This window comes from Elioraea rosea, assembly GCF_007644105.1.
Taxonomy (GTDB): Bacteria; Pseudomonadota; Alphaproteobacteria; order Acetobacterales; family Acetobacteraceae; genus Elioraea_A; species Elioraea_A rosea.
On the sequence record NZ_VFAC01000022.1, the window covers coordinates 1 to 13,591 of the forward strand.

General features: G+C 70.3%; 11 protein-coding genes. All 11 read right to left on the minus strand.

All coding sequences use genetic code 11. From position 1 onward, the window contains the following. Nucleotides 1–235 (minus strand): hypothetical protein (locus FIF60_RS13720; protein WP_204251199.1); only part of this gene is annotated, 235 nt, incomplete at its 3' end. 2 nt (nt 236–237) lie between these two features. Further along, a complete protein-coding gene (gene bamA / locus FIF60_RS13725) occupies nt 238–2,583 on the minus strand; it encodes an outer membrane protein assembly factor BamA (RefSeq protein ID WP_239451627.1) in 2,346 nt (781 codons plus the stop codon). A 95-nt stretch (nt 2,584–2,678) separates the two neighbouring features. Next, nucleotides 2,679–3,842 carry an RIP metalloprotease RseP gene (rseP, locus tag FIF60_RS13730; protein ID WP_239451628.1) on the minus strand — a complete coding sequence of 388 codons (1,164 nt, stop codon included), beginning with the start codon at nt 3,840–3,842 and terminating at the stop codon, nt 2,679–2,681. Between the two features lie 70 nt (nt 3,843–3,912). Continuing rightward, nucleotides 3,913–5,106 carry a 1-deoxy-D-xylulose-5-phosphate reductoisomerase gene (gene dxr, locus FIF60_RS13735; protein WP_239451629.1) on the minus strand — a complete coding sequence of 398 codons (1,194 nt, stop codon included), beginning with the start codon at nt 5,104–5,106 and terminating at the stop codon, nt 3,913–3,915. Next, nucleotides 5,103–5,954 carry a phosphatidate cytidylyltransferase gene (locus tag FIF60_RS13740; protein ID WP_239451630.1) on the minus strand — a complete coding sequence of 284 codons (852 nt, stop codon included), beginning with the start codon at nt 5,952–5,954 and terminating at the stop codon, nt 5,103–5,105. The genes dxr and FIF60_RS13740 overlap by 4 nt, the downstream gene beginning before the upstream one ends. Nucleotides 5,955–5,964: 10 nt before the next feature. Further along, complete coding sequence (uppS, locus tag FIF60_RS13745) at nt 5,965–6,639, minus strand: polyprenyl diphosphate synthase (protein WP_144186717.1); 675 nt, start codon at nt 6,637–6,639, stop codon at nt 5,965–5,967. Nucleotides 6,640–6,747: 108 nt separating this feature from the next. Continuing rightward, on the minus strand, nt 6,748–7,323 hold the full coding sequence (frr, locus tag FIF60_RS13750) for a ribosome recycling factor (RefSeq protein ID WP_144186665.1): 576 nt from the start codon (nt 7,321–7,323) through the stop codon (nt 6,748–6,750). A gap of 67 nt (nt 7,324–7,390) precedes the next feature. After that, nucleotides 7,391–8,152 carry a UMP kinase gene (gene pyrH / locus FIF60_RS13755; protein ID WP_144186666.1) on the minus strand — a complete coding sequence of 254 codons (762 nt, stop codon included), beginning with the start codon at nt 8,150–8,152 and terminating at the stop codon, nt 7,391–7,393. 2 nt (nt 8,153–8,154) lie between these two features. After that, nucleotides 8,155–9,057 (minus strand): translation elongation factor Ts, encoded by a 903-nt coding sequence (gene tsf, locus FIF60_RS13760; RefSeq protein WP_144186667.1) that lies wholly within the window; start codon nt 9,055–9,057, stop codon nt 8,155–8,157. Nucleotides 9,058–9,083: 26 nt separating this feature from the next. Further along, nucleotides 9,084–9,890 (minus strand): 30S ribosomal protein S2, encoded by an 807-nt coding sequence (gene rpsB, locus FIF60_RS13765; RefSeq protein WP_144186668.1) that lies wholly within the window; start codon nt 9,888–9,890, stop codon nt 9,084–9,086. Nucleotides 9,891–10,146: 256 nt separating this feature from the next. After that, a complete protein-coding gene (dnaE, locus tag FIF60_RS13770; RefSeq protein ID WP_144186669.1) occupies nt 10,147–13,581 on the minus strand; it encodes a DNA polymerase III subunit alpha in 3,435 nt (1,144 codons plus the stop codon). Nucleotides 13,582–13,591: the final 10 nt, after the last annotated feature.

Genomic DNA, 13,591 nt, shown 5'->3' on the forward strand with positions numbered 1-13,591 from the left:
CGGGCTCCTGCGGGCCGGCCACCTGGCCCTGCGGGGCCGCGGCGGGGCGCTGCGGCTGCGCGGCCGGGCGCTGTTGCTGCGCGGGCGGCCGCTGCTGTTGCTGCTGCTGCTGGCCGGGCACGAACCATTGCTGGCCGCCCTGCTGCGCGAAGGCAGGCAGAGGGGCGAGCGGGGCGAGCAGAAAGGCGAACACGGCCGCGGCTGCGGCCGCCGTGGAAAGGAGCGGGCTTTTCATGGTCAGAACCTCGTTCCGAATCCGAAGCGGATTGTCTCTGTCTGGTCGAAGTCTTCCTTGACCACCGCCTGGGAGATATCGACGTTCACCACGCCGAAGGGCGAACGCCAGGTCACGCCGACACCAGCGCCGACGCGCGGCCCGCCCGTGTCGACCACGTTGGGGCCTGTGAAGCCCGGATCGGTCAGGTCGCCGACGTCGACGAAGGCGCGGCCGAACACGCCGAGATCCTCGGACAGGAACGGCATCGGGAAGCGCACCTCGGTGCTCTGCGTCCAGATGAACCGGCCGCCGAGCGCGTCGTTGGTGCTGAGGTCACGCGGGCCGACGCCGCCGATCTTGAAGCCGCGCAGGTTCTCGCCGCCGAGGAAGTAGTTGTCGATGATCCGTTCCTTCTCGCCGTACTGGAACAGGTAGCCGATGCTGCCGCGGAAGCTGAGCGTCCACTGCCTGCTGCCGGTCAGGAAGGCGAGAGGCTGGTAGTACACGCCGTCCAGCCGCGGGCGGAAGAACCCGATGTCGCCGCCGAGGCCGGAGACGTCCGTCGACAGGCGGATCTGGTACCCGTCCGTCGGGTCGATGCGGCTGTCGCGGCGATCATAGGTCAGGATCTGCGAGACCATCGAGTTCGTCGAGACGCCTTCCTGGTCCTTGATGTAGATCGAGGCGAACTGGTCGATGTTGGTGATGTCGCGGCGGATCAGCGAGTAGGCCCAGTTCTGCCTCAGGTGCTCGTTGATCGCGTAGCCGACGCGCAGCACGATGCCGGCCCGCTCCTCGTTGAAGCCCGAGATGTCCTGGTTGTCGCGGGTGATGTAGAAGAGGTCGATGCCGGCGACGAGGTTGCGGTCGAGGAAGTAGGGGTCGGTCAGCGACAGGTCGACCTGGCTGCGCAGCTGGCCGATCGTCACCTCGCCGCGCGCCTCGAGGCCGGTGCCTGCGAGGTTCCGCTCCCGCAGCCCCACCGTTCCGAGGAAGCCGACATCGGTGCCGTAGCCGCCGCCGATCGTGAGCTCGCCGGTCGGCTTCTCCTCGACCTCGACGGTGACGACCGCTCGGTCGGGGGCGCTTCCCTCGGCCGTCTGGACATCGACCTTGCCGAAATAGTTCAGGTCCTGGATGCGCTGGCGCGACCGGCGGATGCGGGCGGCGCTGTAGGCGTCGCCCTCGGCGATGCGGACCTCGCGGCGGATCACCTTGTCCTTGGTGCGCACGTTGCCGACGATGTCGATGCGCTCGACATAGACGCGCGGCCCCTCCACCACCTCGAAGGTGACGTCGACCGTGAGCTCCTCGCGGTTTCGCTGGAAGCGGGGGCGGATCTCGACGAAGGCGTAGCCTGCGTTCTGCACCGCCGTCTCGAGCGCATTGACCGAGACCTCGATCTCGTCCCCGGCGTACCAGTCGCCGCTCTCGAGCGTCACGGCGCTGCGCAGCGATTCGGCATCGAGGTTGCGCACCCGGCTGTCGATCTCGACCTTGCCGACGCGGTAGCGCTTGCCCTCCTCGATGGTGAAGGTGACGAAGAAGCTCGTCCGGTCCGGAGAGAGCTCGGCCAGGGCGGTGCGGATCTCGGCATCGGCATAGCCGTTGCGGAGATAGAAGCGACGCAGCAGCTCGCGGTCGAAGGCGAGGCGCTCGGGGTCGTACTGGTCGGCCGTCGAGAGGAAGCGCCACCAGGCGCTCTCGCGGCTCGCGATCACGTCCTTGAGCTCGCTCTCGCTGAAGGCCTGGTTGCCGACGAAGCCGACGCGGCGGATCAGCGTGCTCGGCCCCTCGACGATCTCGAACACGACATCCACACGGTTCTGGTCGAGCTCGATGATCTTCGGCTCGACCGCCGCGGCGTAGCGTCCACGCCTCGCATAGACATCGAGCAGGCGCTGGCGGTCCTCGAGCGCGAGGGTGCGCGTGAACACCGCGCGCGGGCGCGTCTGCACCTCGCCCCGAAGCACGTCGTCGCCGAGGTTGCGGTTGCCCTCGAAGGCGACACGGTTGACGATCGGGTTCTCCCGGACGGTCACGATCAGCGTGTCGCCCTCGCGGCGCAGCATCACGTCCTGGAACAGCCCGGTGGCGTAGAGCGTCTTGATGCTCCGGTCCATGTTCTCGGCCTCGAACCGGTCCCCGGCCTGGATCACCATGTACGAGAGGACCGTTCCGGGCTCGATTCGCTGCGCGCCCTCGACGCGCACCTCGCGCACGATGCCGCCCGAGGCCGGCAGCACGCCGAAGGACGGCCCGAGCGACTGTGCGGCGCGCGCCGGTTGGCGCTGCGTCTGCGACGCAGCCGACAGGGGAACCAGGACCGCGGCGATCATCGCAACCGCGTGGAACAGACGCATCATCGTTGGGATCGCACCCTGACGGAACCCGGTTGCCGTGATGGCGCCGCCCGCACGGCGCGCCGCGCGGCGCACAATACCGGCACCCACCTCAGGTGTCACCCGACGAGCCCTGCCACCCAGTCGATCACGCGCAACTGCGTGAGGTCGTTCCAGGTGGCGAGGACGAAAAGCGCGAGGATCAGGGCCAGCCCGGCGCGGAATCCATACTCCAGAGCGCGCGGCGGCAGCGGGCGACCGCGTATCGCCTCGGCCGCGTAGAACATGAGGTGGCCACCGTCGAGAACGGGAATCGGAAAGAGGTTGATCAGTGCAAGGTTTATGGAGAGCAGCGCCATCAACCCGATCAGAGGGGCAAAGCCCCCCTCTGCCACCTGCCCGGAGAGCTGTGCGATGCGAAGCGGCCCGCCGATCTCGTCGGTTCCACGGCGGCCGGTGACCATCTGCCACAGCGCCACGAGCGTCTGCTCGGTGAGCCGCACGGTCTCGCCAGCGCCGGCGAGAAGCGCTGTGAACGGGTCGAGTCGCGCGTACTCGGGCACGCCACCCGAAACGCCGAGCAGGCCGATCACCTGCACGTTGCCGAACCGGTCGGTCAGCTCGCGCCGGTCGGGGGTCGCGGTCAGCGGCAGGCGCTCCCCCTCGCGCTCGACCTGTAGCGCAAGCGTCTGCCCGGGGCGAAGCCGGACGGTCGCCTGTACCTCCTCGAAGCGGGCGATCGAGCGGCCATCGATCGCGACGATCCTGTCGCCCGGAACGAGGCCAGCGCGAGCTGCCGCAGAGTTCTCCTGCACGCCTGTGACCACGGCGGCGGTGCTCGGCCGCCCCGCGGTGGCGTAGAGCGCGGCGAGAAGCACGGCGGCGAGGAGGAAGTTCGCGAGCGGCCCGGCCGCCACCACCCAGGCGCGGGCACCGACGCTCTTCTCGTTGAAGGTCTGCCCGTCGCGCCAGACGGGGACGGGCTCGCCCTTGCTGCGCGCTTCGGCCTCCGCGGCGGCGCGATCCTCCGGGCTTTCCTGGCCGTGAAGCTTCACGAAGCCGCCCAAGGGGATCCAGCCGATCTTCCAGTAGGTGCCGTCGCGCCCCGTCCAGCCGGCGATCGCGCGGCCGAAGCCGATCGAGAACACGTCGACATGCACGCCGACCGACCGCGCAGCGAGGTAGTGGCCGAGCTCGTGGATGAAGATCAGCACCCCGAGCACCAGGATGAAGGGCCCGAGCGTGCCGAGCACGCCGCCGAACAGCCCTGACAAAGCCTCCACCAGGTTCCTCCTCTCCGCGCGGGCGGGGGCCGGTTCGCCCGAACCGCCCGCCAGCGCCGCGCGCGCCGCCTCAGGCGAAGGTTTTCGCCTGCTCCTCGGCCACGGCACGGGCCGCCTCGTCGGCCGCGAGCACGGCGCCAAGATCCTCTGCCTCGGTCGCCTCGACGCGGTCCAGCACTGCCTCGATCATCGCAGCGATGGACAGGAAGCCGATCTTCCCGTCAAGAAAAAGGCGCACGGCCACCTCGTTGGCGGCATTCAACACCGCCGGAGCGGTGCCGCCGGCGCGGAGTGCCGCGCGGGCAAGGCGAAGTGCCGGGAAGCGCGCCTCGTCCGGAACCTCGAAGCTGAGCTGGCCGGCCGCGGCCAGGTCGAGTCGCGCACCGGGCACGCGCATGCGCCGCGGCCAGGCGAGCGTATGCGCGATCGGCGTGTGCATGTCGGGCGGGGCCATCTGCGCCACGACCGACCCGTCGCCATAGTAGACGAGGCCGTGCACCAGCGCCTGGCGGTGCACGAGCACGCCGATGCGGTGCTCCTCGAGGTCGAACAGGTGGGCGGCCTCGATGATCTCGAGCCCCTTGTTCATCATCGTCGCCGAATCGACGGAGATCTTCGCGCCCATCCGCCACACGGGGTGGGCGACCGCCTGGGCGGGGCTCGCCTGACCCATCTCGGCGAGGCTCCAGCCCCAGAACGGCCCGCCCGAGGCGGTGAGCACGATGCGCTCGACGCCATCGGGCCCGGCGCTGTCCATTGCCTGGAAGATCGCGTTGTGCTCGCTGTCCACCGGCAGGAGCATCGTGCCTGCCTCGCGGGCCGAGGCCATCAGCGCAGCACCGGCGCAGACCAGGCACTCCTTGTTGGCGACCGCCACGAGCCCGCCCTGGGCGACGGCAGCGAGTGTCGGGGCGAGCCCGGCTGCGCCGACGATCCCGGCCATCGTCCAGTCCGCCGGCAGGGTGGCAGCCTCGATCACGGCCTCCTGGCCTGCCGCGCAGGCGATGCCGGAGCCCGCGAGCGCCTCCTTCAGCGCGGCATAGGCGGCCTCGTCCGCCACCACGGCGCGGGCGGCGCGAACCCGGCGCGCGGCCTCGGCAAGGGCGACCGCGTTGCCATTGGCGACGAGCGCCTGTACGGCGAAGCTGCCCTCTGGCGCCGCGGCGATCAGGTCGAGCGTTGCCCGCCCGATGCTGCCGGTGGCACCCAGCACGGTGACGCGGCGCTGCGCGCTGCCGGCGCCGCCGGGTGCGGCGGGCATCATGTCCACAGGAATCGTTCTCCTCCCCGCGTGAAGCCTTGGGCGAGCGCGATCACGCACGCCATGGGCACGGCGGCCAGCAACCCGTCCACCCGGTCGAGCAGCCCGCCATGCCCGGGGATGAGACCCGAACTGTCCTTCACATGGAAGCGCCGCTTGATCGCGCTCTCGAGAAGGTCCCCGGCAGCGGCGGCGATGCCAAGCAGGGCGGCGATCAGCGCGACCTGCACGGGTCGGGCAAGGGCGTCGAACCAGAAGGCCACGGCAAGCCCGGCCGCGACCGCGGCGGCAAGCCCGCCGAGCGCGCCGGACCAGGTCTTGTTCGGGCTGATCGAGGGGGCGAGCTTCGGCCCGCCGACCATTCGGCCCACCATGTAGGCGCCGATGTCGGAAGCCCAGACGATCAGGACGATGAAGAGCACCGCTGCCCGGCCTGCCTCGCCCTCCCCGCGCATCCAGATCAGCCCCACTCCGGCAAGCCCGATATAGACGACGCCCGCGCCGAGCCAGAGCGCTGGGCCGCCCGGAACGCGGCGCGGCGGCGGCTCGGCCGCCCAGGTCGCGGCAAGCGCGCCGAGGGGCAGAAGCATGAGCGCGAGAAGGTGGTGGTTGGCCACCGCAGCGAAGCCTGCCGCGAGAAGCGCGACCGGCACGGCAAGGCCGGGCAGAGCACGCACCCGCTTGCCGCAGAGATGCACCCATTCCCAGGCGAGGATCGCCGTGCCGGCCGAGATCATCAGCGTGTACCAGCCCGCGCCCAGCCAGATCGCGAGCAGCGCGAGTGGCCCGAGGATGGCGGCGGAGATGGCGCGCTTGCGAAGGTCGCGCCAGCGCTTCTGCTCGTCGCTCACCCGCGGCGGTTCAGCCGAGCCGTGCGCCATAGCGCCGCTCGCGCCCGGCATAGGCCTCGAGCACGCGTCCGAACCAGGCCTTGTCGAAATCGGGCCACAGCACGTCGAGGAACACGAGCTCGGCATAGGCGCCCTGCCAGAGCAGGAAGTTCGAGAGCCGCTGCTCGCCGGAGGTGCGCACGATCACGTCCGGATCGGGCATGCCCGCGGTCGAGAGGGCGGAGGCGAACATCCGGTCGTCGATCGCGGCGGGGTCGAGCGTGCCGGCGCGCACGCGCTCTGCGAGGATGCGCGCGGCGGTGGCGATTTCGTCACGGCCGCCATAGGAGAGCGCCATCACCACATCGAGCCTGTCATTGCCGAGCGAGCGTTCCTCCGCCTGCTCGATCTTGCCGCGCGTCGTCGCATCGAGCCTGGCGCGGTCGCCGATCATGCGCAGCCGGACGCCGCGCTTGATCATCTCGTCCATGTGCCGCTCGAGCCCCTGGTGCAGGAGCCGCATCAGCCCGCCCACCTCGTCCTGGGGGCGGCGCCAGTTCTCCGAGGAGAAGGCATAGAGCGTGAGCCAGCGGACGCCGTGGTCGATCGCGGCATCGACGGCGCGGCGCGCGGCCTCCGCGCCGGCGCGATGGCCGAACAGCGCCGGCCGGCCGCGCTTGGCGGCCCAGCGGCGGTTGCCGTCCATGATGATCGCGACATGCTGCGGGACCGGCGTCGCCGGAACGGGCGGCGCGTCGTCGGAAGGGTAGGTCTCGAGCGGCTTCTGCACCGCGCGCTCCGGCTCTCTCGCGCCTCAGGGCTGCTTGATGTCCGCTTCCTTCGCAGCGAGCGCTTCGTCGATCCGCTTGATGTAGCCGTCGGTCAGCTTCTGGACGGACTCGGACCAGTCGCGCTGCAGGTCCTGGCTGATCGCTCCGTCCTTCTCGTGCTTCTTCAGCGTCTCCATCCCGTCGCGGCGCACCCCTCGCACCGAGACGCGGGCGGCCTCGGCATACTTGCCGGCGAGCTTGGCGAGTTCGTTGCGGCGTTCCGTCGTCAGCGGCGGCAGCGGCACGCGCACGAGCTGGCCGTCGGAGGAGGGATTGAGGCCGAGGCCCGCATCACGGATCGCCTTCTCGACGGAACTCACGGCGCCGCGGTCCCACACCTGCACCGTCAGCATGCGCGGCTCTGGCACGCCTATCGTGCCGACCTGCGTGAGCGGCATCTCGGTGCCGTAGAGCTCGACCTTGACCGGCTCGAGCAGGGCCGGGCTCGCGCGGCCGGTGCGAAGCCCGCCGAACTCCTTCTTCAGCGTCTCGAGCGCGCCGTCCATCCGGCGGCGTAGGTCGCCCGTGATGTCGTCCAGTGTCGGAGGGGGCTTTGCCATGCTCGGCGTCTCCTTGCCTCGTCCGCCCGCGACCGCGCTCCCGAAGCACGGCGGGGCCCTTCTGGTGTCAGTTGTCAGTCACAACCGTGAACCGGCCGCGCCCCGCCATCACCTCGGCGAAGGCGCCGGGGGCATGGATCGAGAACACGACGATCGGCAGGCCGTTCTCGCGCGCGAGGCTGATCGCGGAGGCATCCATCACCGCGAGGTCGCGGGCGAGCACGTCGAGATAGGTCAGCCGCTCGTAGCGCGTCGCGCCCGGGTCCTTGCGCGGATCGGCGGAGTAGACGCCATCGACCTGCGTGCCCTTGAGCAACGCGTCGCACCCCATCTCGACCGCACGCAGCGCCGCGGCCGTGTCGGTCGTGAAGAACGGGTTGCCCGTGCCGGCGGCGAAGATCACCACCCGCCCCTTCTCCATGTGGCGGATGGCACGGCGGCGGATATAGGGCTCGCAGACCGACGCCATGGGGATGGCCGACTGGACCCGCGTCTGCACGCCGCGCTTCTCGAGCGCGTTCTGCACCGCGAGCGCGTTCATCACGGTCGCCAGCATGCCCATGTAGTCGGCCGACGCACGCTCCATCCCCGCCGCTGCGCCGGAGACGCCGCGGAAGATGTTGCCCCCGCCGATCACGAGGCACACCTCGACGCCCATCGCGACCACGGAGCCGATATCGGCAGCGATCTTGCCAACGACCTCGGTCGAGATGCCGTACTCGCGCGTCCCCATCAGCGCCTCACCCGACACCTTGAGGAGGACGCGGCGATAGGCGGGACGCCCCGCCTCCGCCGTGCTCGCCTCCGTCGTGTCGGGACCGGCGCTCATGCTCAGCGCGCCGCCGCGGCGACCTCGGCCGCGAAGTCGGAGGCCTGCTTCTCGATGCCCTCGCCGAGCTGGTAGCGCACGAAGCCGGCAAGCGTCACGCCCGCCTTCTGCACCACCGCCTTCACGCGGCTCTCGCCGTCATGCACCCAGACCTGCTCGAGGAGGACGACCTCCTCGTAGAACTTGCGCACCCGGCCTTCGACCATCTTCTCGATGATTGCGTCGGGCTTGCCCGACTGTCGCGCCTGCTCGGTGAGCACATCCTTCTCGCGCGCGAGTGAGCCAGGGTCGACCGAGGAGATGTCGAGCGCCTGCGGCTGCGCGGCGGCGACATGCATGCCGACCTGGCGGCCGAGGGCGAGCACAGCCTCGGTCGCGTCCCCCGAGAGCGCGACGAGCACGCCGATGCGCCCCAGACCCGGCTTCAGGGCGGAGTGGACATAGCTCGCCACCGCGCCCTTCTCGACCGACAGCATCGTGCAGCGGCGAATCGACATGTTCTCGCCGATCGTCGCGATCAGGTGGGTGAGCTCGTCCGCTACGCTGCGGCCGCTGCCGGGGAAGGGCATCGCCTTCAGCTTCTCGACATCGCCGCCGGCCTCGATCGCGAGCTTGGCACAGGTCTCGACGAAGGCCTGGAACGTCTCGTTGCGGCCGACGAAGTCGGTCTCGGCGTTCACCTCGACGATCGCGCCCTTCGTGCCCTCGGAATGCACGCCGACGAGACCTTCGGCGGCGACGCGCCCTGCCTTCTTCGCCGCGGCAGAGAGCCCCTTCTTGCGCAGCCAGTCGATCGCCGCCTCGAGATCGCCGCCCGTTTCGTTGAGCGCGCGCTTGCAGTCCATCATGCCGGCGCCGGTCTTCTCGCGAAGCTCCTTCACCAGCGCAGCCGTGATCTCGGCCATGCTCTTTCCCCGGTCCTCTCTCGTACTCAGGCCTGCGGCTGCGCGGCCTGCTCGTCAGCCCCCGCTGCGGGGGCGCCCTCGCCCTCGGGCAGCGCCTCCTCGGGCGCCTCCTCCGACGCGCCGAGATCGATGCCGGAGGCGACCATCTCGGCGGAGATGCCGTCGAGCACGGCGCCGGAGATCAGCACGCAGTAGAGCGTGATCGCGCGGATCGCGTCGTCGTTGCCGGGGATCGGGTAGGTAACGCCATCGGGGTCGGAGTTGCTGTCGACCACGGCGACGACGGGAATGTTCAGCTTCCTCGCCTCGTCGACCGCGATCTTCTCCTTGTTCGTGTCGATGATGAACAGGATGTCGGGCAGCCCGCCCATCTCCTTGATGCCGCCCAGCGCGCGCTCGAGCTTCTCGCGCTCGCGGGTCAGCACCAGCGTCTCCTTCTTGGTCAGGCCGGTGACGTCCTGGGAGAGCTGGTCCTCGATCGTGCGCAGGCGCTTGATGCTGTTCTGGATGGTCTTCCAGTTCGTCAGCATGCCGCCGAGCCAGCGGTGGTTCACGTAGTACTGGCCACAGCGCTTCGCCGCCTCGGCCACATGCTCGGCCGCCGCCTTCTTGGTGCCGACGAACAGCACGCGACCGCCGCCGGCCACGGCATCGCGGACGGCCTGCATCGCGCGCGAGAGCATCGGCACGGTCTGCTGCAGGTCGATGATGTGGACCTGGTTGCGGACCCCGAAGAGATACGGGTCCATCTTCGGGTTCCACCGGCGGGTGTGGTGGCCGAAATGCACGCCGGCCTCGAGAAGCTGGCGCAGAGTGAAGACTGGCAGGGCCATGGGCCTGACCTTTCCTGATCGTCCGGTTATGCCTCCGCGGAGCCCTGCGGCATGAGCCGACCGGAACCCGCCCCCCGAACCCTGTTCGTCACGAACCGACTACGAGAAGGCGGGAAAGGTGCCCCGCGTGTGGATTGTCCGGCCGGGGCGGACCCCGGCGCGGCTCGGGCGGCGGTATGCCTGACCCTGACGGGCAAGGCAAGCCTCGGCGGGCGTCGGGCTGGGGTGCGCCACCGTCCGGCGCCCCCCGCGACGTTCAGACCTCCTCCACCGCCGCCACGCCCGGCAGCGCGCCGAGCGCCTGGATCACGGGCGGGGTGATGCTGTGCGCCCCCGGCAGCGCGATCTCGACCTCGCGGCCTCCCGTGGGGGCGAGGACCGTGATGCGCCCCCGCCCCCGGGGGAGCGCGGCGAGCATCTCGCGGATGGGGTCGAGTGCCGCGTCGGAGGCAAGCCGGACGCGCATGCCGCTGCCCGACCGCGCTGCGGCAAGCTCCAGCGGCTCGAGCTCGACCGCCGTCAGCCGCAGCGTCTCGCCGTCGAGCCGCGCATCGGTCGTCACGAGGAGCGGCGTTCCCGCCTGGAGAAGCGGGCGGGAGCGGCCAAGCACCTCGGAGAACAGCGTCACCTCCGTCGAGGCCGAGGGGTCGGAGAGGCGGAGCCAGCACATGCGGCTGCCGCTCTTCGTGTCCCGCTCCTTCGTGCCGACCACCGACCCCGCGAGCTTCAGCCGCCCCGCGCCAGAGGCGACGCGGGCGGCGATGTCTGCGATGCGCACGACGCCGAGGCGCGCCAGCGCGCGCCCATAGGCATCGAGCGGGTGGGCGGTCATGTGGAAGCCGATCGCCTCCGCCTCGTGCTCGAGCTTCTCGTGCACCGGCCAGTCGGGGATGTCGGGAAGGCGAAGCTCCGGCTCGGCCTGCGGCAGGCCGCCGAAGAGGGCGATCTGGTCCGACCCGCGATCCTCGGCTGCCGCCTGCGCGCGGCGGATCACCGCCTCGGCGCCGGCGAAGAGGCGGGCGCGGTTCGGCTCGATCGCGTCGAAGGCGCCGGCGCGGGCGAGGTTCTCGACCTGCATCTTGTTGATGGCGCGCGGGTCGACGCGGCGGGCGAAGTCGGCAAGCGAGCGGAACGGCCCCGCGCGGCGCCGCTCCTCCACTACCTGCTGCATCGCAGCGATACCGACCTTCTTCACGGCGGCAAGCGCGTGGCGGATGGCAAGCCGGCCATCCGGCAGGGGCTCGATCGTGAAATCGGCATCGGAGCGGTTGATGTCGGGCGGCAGCAGCGTGATGCCCTGACTCTCCGCCTCCTGCTTCAGCGCGGCGAGCTTGTCGGTGTTGGTGATGTCGAGGCTCATCGAGGCGGCGAGGAACGCTACCGGGTGGTTCGCTTTCAGCCAGGCCGTCTGGTAGGAGACGAGCGCATAGGCCGCCGCGTGGCTCTTGTTGAAGCCGTAATCGGCGAAGCGCTCCATGAGGTCGAAGATCTCGGCGGCCTTCGCGGGCTCGATGCCCTGCGCCTCGGCGCCGTCGCAGAAGATCTTCCTCTGCGCCTCCATCTCCGAGCGGATCTTCTTGCCCATCGCGCGGCGAAGAAGGTCGGCCGCACCGAGCGAGTAGCCGGCGAGCACCTGCGCGATCTGCATCACCTGCTCCTGGTAGACCATGATGCCGTAGGTCTCGGAGAGGATGTCGTGGATCGCGGGGTGCGGGGCTTCCCACGCCTCGCCGTGCTTGCGCGCGCAATAGGCGGGGATGTTCGCCATCGGCCCCGGCCGGTAGAGCGCGACGGCGGCGATCAGGTCTTCGAACCGGTCGGGGCGCATGGCGCGGAGCACGTCGCGCATGCCCTGGCTTTCGAACTGGAACACGCCCCCCGCATCGCCCTTGGCGAGCATCGCGTAGGTCGGGCCGTCGTCGAGCGGAAGGGCGGCGAGATCGACGGTGATGCCGAGGCCCTTGAGAAGGGCAACCGCGCGTTCGAGGACCGTCAACGTCTTCAGGCCGAGGAAGTCGAACTTCACGAGGCCGGCCATCTCGACATGCTTCATCGAGTACTGCGTGACCAGCATGTCGGATTTCGGGTCGCGGTAGAGGGGGATGAGCTCGACGAGAGGCCGGTCGCCGATCACCACGCCGGCGGCATGGGTCGAGGCGTGGCGATAGAGGCCCTCGAGCTGGAGCGCGATCTCGAGCAGGCGCTTGATCGTCTCGTCCTCGTCGCGCATGCGCTGAAGCAGCGGCTCGCCCTCGATCGCCTGCGCGAGCGTCACGGGCTTCGCCGGGTTGTTCGGGATCAGCTCCGCGATCCGGTTCACCTGCCCATAGGGCATCGCGAGCACGCGGCCGACATCGCGCACCACCGCGCGGGCCTGCAGCTTGCCGAAGGTGATGATCTGCGCGACCCGGTCCTCGCCATACTCGCGGCGGACATACGCGATCACCTCGTCGCGCCGCTCCTGGCAGAAATCGATGTCGAAGTCGGGCATCGACACGCGCTCGGGGTTGAGGAAGCGCTCGAAAAGCAGCCCGAAGCGGAGCGGGTCGAGATCGGTGATGGTCAGCGCCCAGGCCGCGACCGAACCGGCGCCCGAGCCGCGGCCAGGGCCGACCGCGATGCGGTTCGCCTTTGCCCACTGGATGAAATCGGCCACGATCAGGAAGTAGCCGGAGAAACCCATGCGCTCGATGACGCCGAGCTCGTAGTCGAGCCGCTCGGTATAGACCGCGCGGGTCGCCGCATCGGCGCCCATCGCCTCCATGCGCCGCGCGAGCCCCTCCCGCGCCATGTCGGCCACCGTCTCCGCCTCGTTCCTGCCCTCCCCCACCTTGCGCGACACGGGCAGGAGCGGCTTGCGCGACAGCGCCATCACCGCGCATCGGCGCGCCACGAGAAGCGTGTTCTCGGCGGCATCGGGAAGGTCGGCGAACACGCGACGCATCTCGTCGGCGGGCTTAAACCACTGCTCCGGGCTCGCGCGGCGCCGGTCTGCCTCGGCGAGCACGCGCCCCTCTGCGATGCAGAGAAGCGCGTCATGCGCCTCGGCCATCTGCGGGGAGGCGAAGTAGCAGGGGTTGGTCGCGACGATCGGAAGCGAGAAGCGCTCGGCGAGTATCAGGAAGCCCGGCTCGGTGGCGGCGTCGCGCTGCGTGCCGAGGCGGGTGATCTCAACGAGCGTGCGGTCGCCGAAGGCGCGGGCGAAGCGTTCCATCAGAGCCGAAGCCGCCTCGACCTGGCCTTCCTCGAGAAGCCGCCCCAACGGCCCCTCTCCGCCGCCCGTCAGAAGGAAAACCCCCTCGGCATGCTCGAGCAGCGTCTCGACCGGAAGCTGTGCCTCCGCCCCCGCGGGCGGGTCGAGGAAGGCGCACGAGGAGAGCCGCATGAGGTTGGCAAGCCCCGCCTCGTTCGCGGCGAGCAGGCCCACGCGCTCCGGCCGCGGCGGCGGCAGGCCGGGGCGCACGGCACGGCCCGGCAGCATCAGCGGCAGGGCGAGGCCGAGGATCGGCTGGATGCCCTTCCTGGCGCACGCATCGGAGAACTCGAGCGCGCCGAACAGGTTCGCCGTGTCCGTCAGCGCCACCGCGGGCATCCCGCCGTCGCGCGCGAGAACAGGGATCTTGTCCACCTTGATCGCGCCTTCGGAGAGCGAATAGGCAGAGTGGACGCGGAGATGGACGAAGGACTGCATGCGCGCAGTG